The sequence below is a fragment of the Streptomyces sp. NPDC048290 genome, assembly GCF_040652095.1.
Classification (GTDB): Bacteria; Actinomycetota; Actinomycetes; order Streptomycetales; family Streptomycetaceae; genus Streptomyces.
Genome location: NZ_JBEZLM010000009.1, coordinates 274639 through 287131, shown reverse-complemented (window position 1 = coordinate 287131; position 12493 = coordinate 274639). Strand labels below are relative to the sequence as shown.

At 69.4% G+C, this 12493-nt stretch carries 11 protein-coding genes and 1 tRNA gene; 6 read left to right on the top strand and 6 right to left on the bottom strand.

The features are described 5' to 3' along the window. The first annotated feature begins 142 nt into the window (after positions 1-142). Positions 143-940 carry a helix-turn-helix domain-containing protein gene (locus AB0D49_RS18275; RefSeq protein ID WP_362758222.1) on the top strand — a complete coding sequence of 266 codons (798 nt, stop codon included), beginning with the start codon at positions 143-145 and terminating at the stop codon, positions 938-940. Between the two features lie 78 nt (positions 941-1018). Here the strand turns inward: AB0D49_RS18275 and AB0D49_RS18270 are convergent, their stop codons facing one another. Both AB0D49_RS18270 and AB0D49_RS18265 read right to left on the bottom strand, forming a co-directional pair. Next, positions 1019-1930 carry a recombinase family protein gene (locus AB0D49_RS18270; RefSeq protein WP_362758220.1) on the bottom strand — a complete coding sequence of 304 codons (912 nt, stop codon included), beginning with the start codon at positions 1928-1930 and terminating at the stop codon, positions 1019-1021. A gap of 310 nt (positions 1931-2240) precedes the next feature. Continuing rightward, on the bottom strand, positions 2241-2483 hold the full coding sequence (locus AB0D49_RS18265) for a DNA-binding protein (RefSeq protein WP_362758218.1): 243 nt from the start codon (positions 2481-2483) through the stop codon (positions 2241-2243). Between the two features lie 143 nt (positions 2484-2626). Between AB0D49_RS18265 and AB0D49_RS18260 the strand changes: the two genes are divergently transcribed. Next, complete coding sequence (locus AB0D49_RS18260) at positions 2627-4390, top strand: tyrosine-type recombinase/integrase (protein ID WP_362758216.1); 1764 nt, start codon at positions 2627-2629, stop codon at positions 4388-4390. Between the two features lie 99 nt (positions 4391-4489). Here AB0D49_RS18260 and AB0D49_RS18255 read toward each other — a convergent pair. Further along, positions 4490-4562: transfer RNA gene (locus tag AB0D49_RS18255), tRNA-Arg, on the bottom strand. A gap of 131 nt (positions 4563-4693) precedes the next feature. On the opposite strand from AB0D49_RS18255, the gene AB0D49_RS18250 reads away from it, so the two are divergent. Beyond that, positions 4694-5341 (top strand): LysE family translocator, encoded by a 648-nt coding sequence (locus AB0D49_RS18250; protein WP_362758214.1) that lies wholly within the window; start codon positions 4694-4696, stop codon positions 5339-5341. Between the two features lie 29 nt (positions 5342-5370). On the opposite strand, the gene AB0D49_RS18245 is transcribed toward AB0D49_RS18250, so the two are convergent. After that, complete coding sequence (locus AB0D49_RS18245; RefSeq protein WP_362758212.1) at positions 5371-6534, bottom strand: hypothetical protein; 1164 nt, start codon at positions 6532-6534, stop codon at positions 5371-5373. Positions 6535-6705: 171 nt separating this feature from the next. Beyond that, positions 6706-7983, bottom strand: a complete 1278-nt coding sequence (locus tag AB0D49_RS18240; protein WP_362758210.1) for a M6 family metalloprotease domain-containing protein — start codon at positions 7981-7983, stop codon at positions 6706-6708. A 457-nt stretch (positions 7984-8440) separates the two neighbouring features. Here AB0D49_RS18240 and AB0D49_RS18235 point away from each other — a divergent pair, with 457 nt between their 5' ends. Next, complete coding sequence (locus tag AB0D49_RS18235) at positions 8441-9097, top strand: helix-turn-helix domain-containing protein (RefSeq protein WP_362758208.1); 657 nt, start codon at positions 8441-8443, stop codon at positions 9095-9097. Between the two features lie 255 nt (positions 9098-9352). Then, a complete protein-coding gene (locus AB0D49_RS18230) occupies positions 9353-10906 on the top strand; it encodes an MFS transporter (protein WP_362758206.1) in 1554 nt (517 codons plus the stop codon). Between the two features lie 129 nt (positions 10907-11035). On the opposite strand, the gene AB0D49_RS18225 is transcribed toward AB0D49_RS18230, so the two are convergent. After that, positions 11036-11518, bottom strand: coding sequence for a MarR family transcriptional regulator (locus AB0D49_RS18225; protein WP_362758204.1), 483 nt, complete (start codon positions 11516-11518; stop codon positions 11036-11038). Between the two features lie 176 nt (positions 11519-11694). On the opposite strand from AB0D49_RS18225, the gene AB0D49_RS18220 reads away from it, so the two are divergent. Continuing rightward, complete coding sequence (locus AB0D49_RS18220) at positions 11695-12462, top strand: class III extradiol ring-cleavage dioxygenase (protein WP_362758402.1); 768 nt, start codon at positions 11695-11697, stop codon at positions 12460-12462. The last annotated feature ends 31 nt before the right edge of the window (positions 12463-12493 follow it).

The window sequence follows — 12493 nt, the reverse complement described above, 5'->3', positions numbered from 1 at the left end:
TGAACATGCCCGTCTTGTATGACAGGCCCCTCAAGTCGGACACATGTATAAGCTGCGTTAGGGTTCCCTCATACTTTTCCTGTTCTTTACTTCAGGGGAGCCCTGCACCTGTATGTCGCGGAACCTGCCTCCGATCACCCGCATGCTCAAGTCCTGGCGCGAATCACGCGACCCGCACGCCGTGCCCGGGTTCACCGCCCGCTACGGCGCGCGCCGCCGCACAGGCCTCACCCAACGGGACATGGCCGAGCTCACCGGCGTGACCGAGGGCTGGTACGGAAAGCTGGAGCGCGGCGTCCTCGACCACGTCGGCGACGAGTTCCTGGAGAGGATCGTGCGCGTCCTCGGCCTGGACAGTGCGCAACGCGCCCACCTGTGGCTGGAGGCCAACGGCTGCGAACCGCCACCCCTCCCGAACGCGGACGCCAGCACCATCGACCCCGTCGGCGCGGCCATCGTCCACAGCCAGATATATCCCGCGTACACCTACACCCACAGCTGGGACGTACGCGTCTTCAACGAGGCCGCGGCCCGCGACTACCCGTGGATGCTGCACGGCATCAACGTCATGATCTGGGCGCTCACCTTCCCCGAAGCGCGCCTGCAGCTCATCGACTGGGAGGAGACCTGGGCCAAGCCCATGGCCTCACAACTGCGCCTCGCGCACAAAGCGAACCCGGACGACGCGCGCCTCAGCCAGGTCTGCGACCACATCAGGCAGGCCGATCCGGTTGCCCGCCGAATCCTCGACGACGACGTCACCACCGTCACCCACCCCGACGGCGACCGTCGGCGTCTCTATCTGCCGCACCAGCGCGAGGAGACCGAGGTGGAGTTCGTGGCCCTGGAGAGGCTGGGCGACAACACCCGGCTCATGATCGTTGCGCCCGGAGACCTCGCTCAGCAGGCCACCATGCCCTCCGCCGTCCCGGGCGTGTAGCGACGGAGGAGCGTTCGCGATCACCGACTGGGGCGCGGCTGGGCCCGCCCCGGTCACCAACGAAGCTGCGATGTCGGCTCAGTTGACGGGCTGCCGCCAGTCGAGCAGGACCCGCTTGTCCGGGGCCTGGCTGCCCTCGGCGCGACCGACCCGCACGTGCTCGATCTCCAGCAGCACCAGGGCCCGCCTCGACGCGAACGGGGCCGTACGCCACCAGGCCACCAGGTCGTGCACGTCACCGATCGGCAGGTCGGTCATCTGCTCCAGGTACTTCAACCGCACCTTGGACGTCCGCAGGTCGTCCTTGCTGGCGTTCTGTGCGGCGACGAACGCGGCCTTCACCATCAGGCCGCGCCCGTACAAGTCACCGATGCCGGCGAACCGTTCGTCGGCGCCCGCAATGTGCTCCTTCAGGCGGGCGATCTCCGCCTCGATGTCACGCTCCAACTGCTCAAGTCGCTCACGCGCCCCCGGCTTCAGCAGTTCAGCCAGAACGTGCTCGGCCAGGAAGTCTTCGAGCTTCTCGGCGTTGATGCGGGTTCTCCCGCAGCCGTCGCACTTATAGGACGGCGGGGCCTCAGCGTGGGCGCGGCTGCCGATCATGGCCGTCGTGCACTCGTCGCACACCGCGCATCCGCCGGTGGCCAGGTACTCGTGGGCGTCACGCGGTGTGCCGCGCTGTTCGCTGCGCTCCGCGTACAGCGCCTGCAGGCGGCGGAAGACGTCCGGTTCCAGAACCCGCTCGTCCCAGCCCTTGATCGGCTCGCCGTTCTCATCCAGACCCGCAAGCCGCGGATTGACCAGCAGCCGGTGCAGCACTTCGCGGCGGAACTCGTTGCCGCGCGGGGTCAGCATGCCCTTGCTCGTCAGCCACCGCGTCGCCTTGGCTTCCGAATCGCCACTGAACAGCAGCGTGACGGCCTCCCGCAGCAACGGCGCCTCCTGTGGATGCACCACCCCATTGCGCACGTAGCCCGACAACCGTCCCACGCAGCTGACTCCGATCAACGATTCGCATCTGCGACCCCTCGCGTCGGCAACGCGTTAGGAGTCCCTTAGACCTGACATAGGCCAATGTATATGTGGCCCGGGAGTCATGCGTGCGTACGACCTCGTGAACTGGCCAGCCTTAACGCGATATTTGCAGGCCAGGAGGCATCGCCCGTCACCGCATGTGACGCGCCTCATAGCAACCTGTACGGGGCAATCTGCATCGCTGGCGATTACATCCACGCCGGAGCGAGGCGGAAGAGGGGCCCGGACGTGCATAAACGACGCAGCGTCCGGGCCTCATGGGTGGCTACACATCCAGAGTGATCCCCAGCGCCTTCCACAAGCTCGCCGTCGACACCTTCTGCGTCTGGCCCAACGGAATCGTCTGCGCCGGGAACGAGCCGTCCCTGATCAACTCGTACGCCTTGTCCGAACCGATCCCCAACGCGCGAGCCGCCGTCGCCACGCTCACCGTGGCCGGCAGGGACCGCACTTCCTCGACCGACATCCCGCCGCGACGACCCTCGGAACGAGTGCGCTGCACGGTCATCACAGATGAGGACAAAGGTGGTCACATCCCTCTTCCCCGCGCCACCTGGCAGGAAGCATACGGCGTCCAAGGAAGCGTCACCTTCGCTACAGCATGATCAGGACACGTAAGGAACAACCCAGCACATTCAGGGGGAATCCCAGGTGTTCGACGGCAGCGTCTACAAGCGATGCAAGTGCACCGAGCCCAAACTCGACGACAACGGCCAGCCGGAACTCGACGCTCGCAACCGACTCAAGACACGTGAACTCGGCTCAAGCTGCCCTCTGCTGAAGAAGCGCGAACACGGAACCTGGTACTACTACGTCAAACTCCCCGACGGCGTCGGCGGCCAGCGCCGACGCCCACGCAAGGGCGGCTTCCTCACCCAGACGAAAGCCAAGGAAGCAGCACAGAAGCTGTGGGACGAAGCCCAAGGCGGCGTCAACGTCGAATCCAAAGAGACCGTCGCCCAGTACCTCAACCGCTGGCACGACAAGCGCGTCGACCTCAAGCGCAGCACCCGCAGCGACTACCGCGACTTCATCGACCGCATCCTCATACCCGCGCTCGGCCACCTCTCCATGCGCGAGCTCCGGGACCGCCACGTCCAGGAGATGTTCAAGCAGATCTGGGCCTTCAACAAGATCAAGGAAGCCAACCGCATCGCCGCCCAGCAGGCCAAGGCCGCCTGCGACGCAGCCCATCAAGCCTGGAGGAAAGCCCCAACACCCCGGCCCCCGGAACTCCGTCAGACCTGGCACCAGGCCCGTGAAGCCCTCAAGGAGGCCCGCACCAAGCCCCGCCAGGACACTGGCCCCGGCAGGCAGAAGAAATACCTCGACTGCCTCTCCGCCGCGCTCTCCGACGCCGTCACCGAGAAGCTGATCACCCAGAACTGGGCCAAGCTCGTCACCATCCCCAAGTACGAGCGCCCTGAGGCGCTCGTCTGGACCGAAGAGCGCGTGGCCCGCTGGCGTGAAACCGGCGAGAAGCCCAGCCCCGTCATGGTCTGGACCCCCGAGCAGACCGGTGAATTCCTCGACGCAGCCGTCGAACAAGGCCTGTACATCATGTGGCACCTCATGGCCTTCCGCGCACCACGCCGCGGAGAAGCAACAGGCCTTCCCTGGTCCGAACTTGATATGACCAAAGGCGTCGCGCACATCAGCGAACAGATCGTCACCGACTCCACCAACGCCGTCTGGGAAGACACCCCCAAGAGCAGCAGTGGGCGCCGCGCCGTCGCCCTGGACTACGCGACCTTCGCCCTCCTGACCGCCTGGCGGGACGTCCAGAAGGCCCAGCGCGCCGAATGGGAGAGCAAGCACCAGCAGTGGCTGAACGCCACCCCGCAAGAGCGGCAGGGGCAGGCGCTGAAGGCGTACGACCATCCGTACGTCGACTCCGGCAAGGTCTTCACCCTGCCCGACGGCCGCCCTCACCACCCCAAGAACGTCTCCCAGGCCTTCGACCGGTTCATCAAGCGACTCGGCTTCCCGCCCATCAGACTCCACGACCTGCGCCACTGCGCGGCCTCCCTGAGCCTCGCCGCCGGCCTCTCCATGAAGGCCATCCAGGTCCTGCTCGGCCACAGCAGCTACCAGCTCACCGCCGACACCTACACCAGCCTGATGCCCCAGTTCGAGCAGGCCGCTGCAGACGCCCCCCTCGACCTCGTGCCGCGCCGGAACGGCGTCAACAAGCCCGACGACAAACAGCAGTCCGCCACCGAGACGGACACCGAGCCTCCCACGGCAGCCGTCCCCGCCGCAGTGGGGGAGAGCCAGCCGTCGCAGATCGCCGATGAGCCGTACGAGCCGGAGCGGCGGGCTGCGGACGAGCGCCAGGTCCAGCCCTCTCGCAGCAGAGGACATCTGCGGCTGGTGTCCTCTGTCCCCCGGGACGGGGCCCCGGACGCCGCCTGATCGCGTCTTGTCCCCCGCGTGTCCCCCGGGCCACGAAACAGCCCCCTCGGAGATCATTCCGAGGGGGCTGTTCGATGCGTTTTGCCTGGTCAAACTATGTGCCCCCGGCAGGATTCGAACCTGCGACACCCGCTTTAGGAGAGCGGTGCTCTATCCCCTGAGCTACGAAGGCGAAGGCGTAGGTGGTGCGGATGGGGGAACGGCCCCCGTGCGCGCCGCCGCCGTCAGTGTAGCGGGTGGGCGTGAGGGGCCCGGTGGGAAAAGGGGTGGAGGGGGTCGGGCGGCGCGTGCTTGCATGGCGGCATGGTGTCTCCTGAGCGGTTGATCGCCTTCGGTGCCATGTCGTTCCTGTTGATCGTGGTGCCCGGTCCCAGTGTGCTGTTCGTCGTGGGGCGGGCCCTCAGTCAGGGGCGGCGGGCCGCGCTGACCTCCGTGGTGGGGAACACCGTCGGGGCCTATGTGCTGATCGTCGCCGTCGCCCTGGGGGTCGGGTCGGTGGTGGAGCGGTCGGTCGTCGTGTTCACCGTGCTGAAGCTCGCCGGGGCGGCCTACCTCGTCTATCTCGGGGTCAAGGCGTGGCGGGAGCGCGGGGCGCTCGCGCGGGCCGTCACCGACGGGGAGGCCGGTGGGGCCGGCGTCGGCGGGGTGCGGACCTTTTGGGAAGGGTTCGCCGTGGGGGTGACCAACCCCAAGACGCTCGTCTTCTTCGCCGCCGTGCTGCCACAGTTCGTGGACCGGGGGCAGGGGCAGGTCGCCGCGCAGATGCTGCTGCTCGGGGTGGTGTTCAGCGTGATCGCCGTCGCCTCCGACACGGTGTGGGGGCTGGCCGCCGCCACCGCCCGGGACTGGTTCGCGCGCTCCCCGCGAAGGCTCTCCGCCGTCGGGGGCGCCGGTGGGCTCGCCATGATCGGACTCGGGGTCACCGTCGCCGTCACCGGCCGCAAGGACTAGGCCGTAGGGGTCGTAGGGGTCGTAAGGGTTCAAGGGGTACGGGGCTCGCGTGGGAGGCGTAGGTAATAGCCCACCCCCCTGACCGTGGGGGTCAAGTGGTGGGTCGAAGCGGTCGATCTTGTGGCGCGGGCGGCGAGGCCGGGTGGCCCGGCGTCGAGCGGGATCGCCTCGGGCGGACGGCGTTCGATCTCGCGCAGCGCGGACGCGGACCGGCCGGAGTCCGTGCCCGTCGCCGTGTGAACGGCGTGGCGCGGCACGGACTCCGGCAGGACCCGGAGGCTGTCGTCGCCCTCGGCGATCAGCAGAGAGTCGTCGGGTGTCAGCGGACGGGCGGTGGCGGGGTGTTGCCGGCCCGGCCCGGGTTGATCGCCTCCAGGTCGACGGCCAGTTTGATGGTGGCGCGGGCCTGCCGGGTCGGGGCGGCCCGGTCCCAGGTGACCGTGAGCATGCCGTCGGCCGCCGTGTCGCCCGTGAAGAAGGAGTCGGTGGCGTTGGTGGTGCGGGGCAGGTCGTTGCCGCTGTAGGGGCTGAGCGTGGCGAGGGCGGTGATCAGGTCCTCGGGGAAGAAGACCTGGCCGGTGTGGACGGTCTGGCCCTCGGCGTACGCCTGGTCCAGGAACGCCCCGGGTGTGCACCTTGGTGTGGATGTGCACGGTCCGGCCGGTGTACCAGCCGGGCACGATGGTCCTGAAGCGGACCCAGCCGGAGCCGTCGGTCATCTGGAAGCCGCGCAGATACGTGGTCCTGCTGTCGGGGGCGAGCTTGGGGATGGCCCCCTCGAACTCCAGCTCGCCCTCGTTCATGGCCTCGGAGGTCTCCGCGTACCCCGAGTAGATGCCGAGCGCGTCGCACTGCCAGATGTCGACGGACGCGTCCGGCACGGGCTCGCCGTTCTCGGCGTTCAGCACCTGGATGCGCAGTTCCAGCGGGGTGCCGGGCCTGCCCTCGGTGATGTTGACGCGGTGCTTGTCGTAGTCGAGGTAGTACGGGCCCTCGGTGGTCTCCTTCGTCAGCGGGAGGACGTCCGGGGCGGAGGGGGAGGGGGAGGGGGAGGCGGAAGGGGGAGGCGTCGTCGTCGGGGTGGCCGTGTCGGCGGAGGCGATGTACGCGCCGCTGAGTCCGATCGCGGTCACACCGGCGCCACCGGCCACGATGACCTTACGGCGGGTGGGGTGGGGGCTGTGATCTGCCATGTCCCGGAGGTTAGGAGCCGTTCCTGAGAGATCGGGAAGAAAGCGGGGCCGTCCCGGGAAGTCACCGGGAGGTGTGCCCGTCGGGGCAGGCGCCGCCTCCTCTTCGTCCCCACTGCACACATAGACAGGACAACGGACCGGATGGGGATAAGTAGGTGCCTGGTCGGTTCGTCAGTCCGTGCGGGTCACGCGGACCACGTGGTTGCCGTCCAGGTCCGCCGATGCCACCGCGACGGTGACCCCGTTCTTCGGGTCCTTGAAGGTCTCGCCGGGCAGGAAGGTCGCGTCGGAGAGTTCGGCGTGGACATTGGGCGAGCGGGTGCAGCCGCCGCTGTCGCCCCGGGAGTCGTACACCTGGACCGGGCCCTGGCCGGTGTCGACGTCCGCGTCCACCTTGTAGATCAGCACCCCGGCCCGGCACACCGTCTCGTCGTTGCCGACCCGGGTGCGCAACTCGACCGCGTAACCGGTGCGCGCGTCAAGGGGGATGACGACGAGTTTCGGGCCGCCGGTCCGGGCGAGCGGGGTCAGCCGGTGCTCGGCGGTGCCCGGTCCGGAGACACAGGCCACCTGGTCGGCGTCCAGCCAGCCCAGCTTCCACTTGTGCCAGCCGAGCAGATCGTTGTTGGCGCCCCAGTCCTCGCTCATGATGTCCCAGTGGCCGACCGCGGCCCCGCCCTCCTGGGTGTAGAGGTCGGGCAGGCCGAAGACATGGCCGTTCTCATGCGGCAGGACCCGGAAGCCGGTGCGGCCGTAGGAGCCGGAGCCGTCGTCCTGGCGGGAGTAGACGAAGGAGGCGTTGGCGACCGGGACGCCGTCGGCGGTGGGCGCGTCCGGGTTCCCGGCGAACGTCACCGACAGGACGGTGTCCAGGGCGGAGGGCCCGGCGTTCGGGGTGACCAGCACGTTCAGCAGGTCGTAGCGGGTGAAGTCGACATCGGGGTCGGCGGCGCCCACCAGATCCTGGACCAGCCGCCGGTAGCCCGGGTCGAAGGGGGCGCCGCGCTCTATGCCGTACTCCTCGAACGTCTTGGGCATCCGCAGCCAGCGGGTGACCGGGGCCTCGGAGCGGTAGTCGAGACGGCCGTAGGAGCTGGTGCGGAACCAGTCCGTGGTCTGCGGGAAGAACTCGCGGTAGCGGTCCATGGCGTCGCCCTGGCCGGGGGCGTCGGGGAAGTCGACCATCAGGCTGAGCGCGCGCACGGTGCCGGTGGAGGGCGCGTAGCCGTCCGCGGTGGGCACGCCCTCCGACATCAGCACCTCGCCGCGTCCGCTGATCATGCAGGGGCCCAGCGCGGAGGAACGGGACAGGGCGGTGGCGCCCGCGGCCGACGAACCGACGGTGTGCCGGCCGGTGCCGGCCGCGGTGCTGACGGCGAACGTCAGCGCGGTCACGGAGGCGAGGGCGGCGACTCGGCTGGGACGTATCCGGCTGCGGGAGGGCTGCATGGGGGGCCTTTCGCTCCGGGCAGCCGCGGACGGACACGGGACGGGCGGGGCGGACGGGTGACACACGGACGGCGACCCCACGGACGACGACCCCACGGATGACCCACCGGCGACCGGCTGCTTCCTATCGCTCACCCTGGGTGGAGCCGCTCGCGGGCGCGCGCTGAGGGAGCCGGACGGGGGGTTGTGTGTGGTGGGGGAGTTAATTCCGGGGCCGGAGTGTTGTGACGCAGGTCACGCGGATTCTTCTCACGGTCGGGAAATAACCGGGGACGTCGTCCCCGTTTAACCACGCGTACGACGATCCGGGGAACCACTCCCCGGTTCACAAAGCAGACCGACGCCGAGCGAAGCACAGCAGCGACGCCGAGCGAAGCAGAGCAGCGACGCCGACCGGCGAAGCAGCGACGCGGACCAGCGACGCAGCAGACCGGCGCACACCGACCGAGGAGACACCGTGGACACCGCGACCCCCGAACGCCGCAAGGCACCCCGGCCCCGCGCCGACGCCCTGCGCAACCGGGAGCGCATCGTCACCGCCGCCCGGGAGATGTTCGTGGAGTACGGGGCCGAGGCCCCGCTCGACGAGATCGCCCGCCGCGCCGGAGTCGGCAACGCCACGGTGTACCGGAACTTCCCGGACCGCGACTCCCTGATCCGTGAGGTGGTCTGCTCGGTCATCGAGCGCACCGCCCACGCCGCGGAGCAGGCGCTCGCGGAGTGCGCGGACCCGTTCTCGGCGCTGGAGCGCATCGCGCACACCGCCGCCGACGAACGGATCAGCGCGCTGTGCCCGATGATGTCCAGCAGCTTCGACCGCAGCCATCCGGATCTGGAAGCGGCGCGTATGCGGTTCGAGGCGCTGGTCGGCGAGGCCCTGGACCGGGCGAAGGCGGCCGGTCAGATCCGGGCGGACATCGGGGTCGGCGATCTGATGCTCGCCGTCGCCCAGCTCAGCCGGCCCCCGGCCGGCACGGTCTGCATCGGGATGGACCCGTTCGTACACCGTCATCTTCAGCTGTTCCTGGACGGTATGCGGGCACCGGCCCGCTCACCGCTGCCCGGAGCCGCCGTCACCATGGAGGATCTGCGCCGGAGCACGGCCCAACGATGAGTTCGCCCGCCGGCCACAGTCACCAGTCGCAGTCACCAGTCGCAGTCACCAGACTCACGACACCCATCCCATCCGTCCCGCGTACCGCTGAGCGCGCTCGGCGTTCACTCTCCCGTTTCCCTGTCCAAGCCCGAAATTTCAGCAGGTCTCGGTGAATAGCCGTAGCTCCCTCGTTTCAGGCTGACCGTCCCTGTCCGTACTCGTCATCCGTCCTCGTTCCACATTCCGTCACGAAGTTCCGAAGTGGGTACCTCCATGTCTGAAACAGCCGCCAAGGCTTCCGGCGTCTCCTCGCCGGTCCCCGATCCCGGGCGCTGGAAAGCGCTCGTCTTCATCGCGCTCGCCCAGCTGATGGTGGTGCTGGACGCCACCATCGTGAATATCGCCCTGCCCTCCGCCCAGCAGGACCTGGGCATCTCCGACGGCAACCGGCAGTGGGTCGTCACGGCCTACGCCCTGGCCTTCGGCGGTCTGCTGCTGTTCGGCGGCCGGATCGCGGACCTGTGGGGCCGTAAGCGCGCCTTCGTCATAGGTCTGGCGGGCTTCGCCGTCGCGTCCGCGCTCGGCGGTGCCGCCACCAACGAGGCCATGATGTTCGGCGCCCGCGCCCTCCAGGGTGTCTTCGGCGCCCTGCTCGCGCCCGCCGCGCTGTCGCTGCTGGCCGTGATGTTCACCGACGCCCGTGAGCGCGCCAAGGCGTTCGGCATCTACGGGGCCATCGCCGGTGGTGGTGGTGCCGTCGGTCTGATCCTCGGCGGATTCCTCACCGAGTACCTGGACTGGCGCTGGACGTTCTTCGTGAACATCCCGTTCGCGATCGCCGCCGCCGCCGGTGCCTGGTACGTCATCCGGGAGCCCGAGGGCGGACGCAACCGCTCGCCGCTCGACGTCCCCGGCGTCATCCTGTCCACCCTGGGTCTGGTCGCGCTGGTCTACGGCTTCACCCGCGCCGAGTCCGAGGGCTGGGGCGACCCGCTCACGGTCGGCATGTTCGTCGGCTCCGGTGTGCTGCTGCTGGCGTTCGTGCTCGTCGAGTCCAAGGTCAAGGCCCCGCTGCTGCCGCTGCGGGTGGTCACCGACCGCAGCCGCGGCGGGATCTACCTCTCGCTGGGCCTGGCCGTGATCGGCATGTTCGGTCTGTTCCTGTTCCTCACCTACTACCTCCAGATCGTGCAGGGGTACTCGCCGGTCCGTACCGGCTTCGCCTTCCTGCCGATGATCGCGGGCATGATCGTGGGCTCCACCCAGATCGGTACCCGGCTGATGACCCGGGTCGCGCCCCGGCTGCTGATGGGACCGGGCTTCCTGGTCGCCGCCGTCGGCATGCTGATCCTGACCCAGCTGGAGGTCGACTCGTCCTACGCGGCCCTGCTGCTGCCCGGCATGCTGCTGCTCGGCCTCGGCATGGGTACGGCGTTCATGCCCGCCATGTCGCTGGCCACCCAGGGTGTCGCCCCGCGCGACTCCGGGGTCGCCTCCGCGATGGTCAACACCTCCCAGCAGGTGGGCGGCGCGATCGGTACGGCGCTGCTGAACACCATCGCCGCCTCGGCGACCACGTCGTACATCGCGGACAACATCGCCGGCGCGGGCACCAACCGCGCCGCGCAGGAACTGGTCCAGCTGCGCGGCCAGGTCGAGGGCTACACCAGCGCCATCTGGGTCGCCGTCGGCATCCTGGTGGTCTCCGCGCTGATCGCCTTCGTGATGGTCAACGCCGGCCGCCCCGGCTCCACCACGGTGACCTCCGGCGCCAAGGACGGTCAGGGCGCTCAGGACGAGGCGCCGGTGCCGGTGATCGCCCACTGACCGGGCGCCCGCGCCACTGACGGACGGCCACCGTCCGTCGTACCCCTCGGGCCTGCCCGCGGGGGAGGAGGGGACGCCTCCCCCGTACGGCATCGAAGGACCTGCCCCGGCTCCCGCCGGGAGAGCGGCTCAGCGGAGCCAGGGCAGGTCCGCACCCGCTTCGCACGGCTGAAGTCCCTCGGCGACGATCCGCATGATCTCGCCGAGGGACTTCTGCTGTTCCGGGGTGAGCCGGGCGAACAGCGCCTGCCGTACGGCGTCCACATGACCGGGCGCGGTACGGCGCAGCACCTCGTCCCCCTCGTCGGTGAGGACCGCGAGCTGGCCGCGCTTGTCGGAGGGGCAGTCCTCGCGGCGCACCCAGCCGTGCTGTTCGAGGCGGGCGACGGCGTGCGAGAGCCGGGAGCGGGTGATCTTGGCGTGCCGGGCCAGCTGGGTCATCCGCAGCCGGCGGTCCGGCGCCGAGGAGAGCAGGACGAGCAGCCCGTAGTAGATGTGCGGCATCCCGGCGTCCCGCTGGAGCTGCCGGTCGAGATGGTCCTCCAGCAACGTGGTGGCGTGCAGATACGCCTGCCAGACGCGCTGTTCGTCGGCGCTGAGCCAGGTGTTCATGGGTCCACTGTACGACCGATCTCCTTGAACTTTGAACAAAGGGGTCGTACGGTGAGGTCGTCAGAGTTGTTTTAGGATTCAAGTAATGAGTGGAAGGGAGCTGGGGAGCCGTGGCCACCGAGTCCGCATCGCCCGCGTCCGCATCGCCCGCGCCCAGGTCGTCCGTGCCCGCGAGGATGCCCGCGCTGTACCTCAGCCATGGCGCCCCGCCGCTGGCCGACGATCCGATATGGCCCGGCGAGCTGGCCGCCTGGGGCGCCGGTCTGCCCCGGCCCAAGGCGATCCTCATGGTCTCCGCCCACTGGGAGGAGGCCCCCCTCGCCCTCGGCGCGGTGCGAACCGTCCCCCTGGTCTACGACTTCTGGGGCTTCCCCGAGCACTACTACCAGGTCCGCTACGAGGCCCCGGGCGCCCCCGCCCTCGCCGAGTCCGTCCGCAAACTGCTGCGCGCCCCCGGCACACCCGTGCAGGACTTCCCCGACCGCGGCCTCGACCACGGGGCCTATATCCCGCTGGTCGAGATGTTCCCGGCCGCCGACATCCCCGTCCTCCAGATCTCCATGCCCACCCTCGACCCCGCCCGTCTGATGGAGCTGGGGCGCAGGCTGGCCCCGCTGCGGGACGAGGGCGTGCTGATCGTCGGCTCCGGCTTCTTCACCCACAACCTGGCCGCCCTGCGGCACACCGGCCCCGGGGTGCCCACCTGGTCCGCGGAGTTCGACGACTGGGGCCGCCGGGCCCTGGACACCGGCGACTGGGACAGCCTGCTGGACTTCCTCCACAAGGCCCCGGCCGGGCGGTACGCCCATCCGCGCACCGAGCACTTCGCCCCGCTGTTCGTCACCCTGGGCGCGGTGGACGCCTCCGGCGGGCCGGACGCCCGGCGGTCGGTGATCGACGGCTTCTGGATGGGGCTGGCCAAGCGGTCGGTGCAGTTCGGCTGAGCCGCCGGGCCCTCCGGGACGTGTGACATAG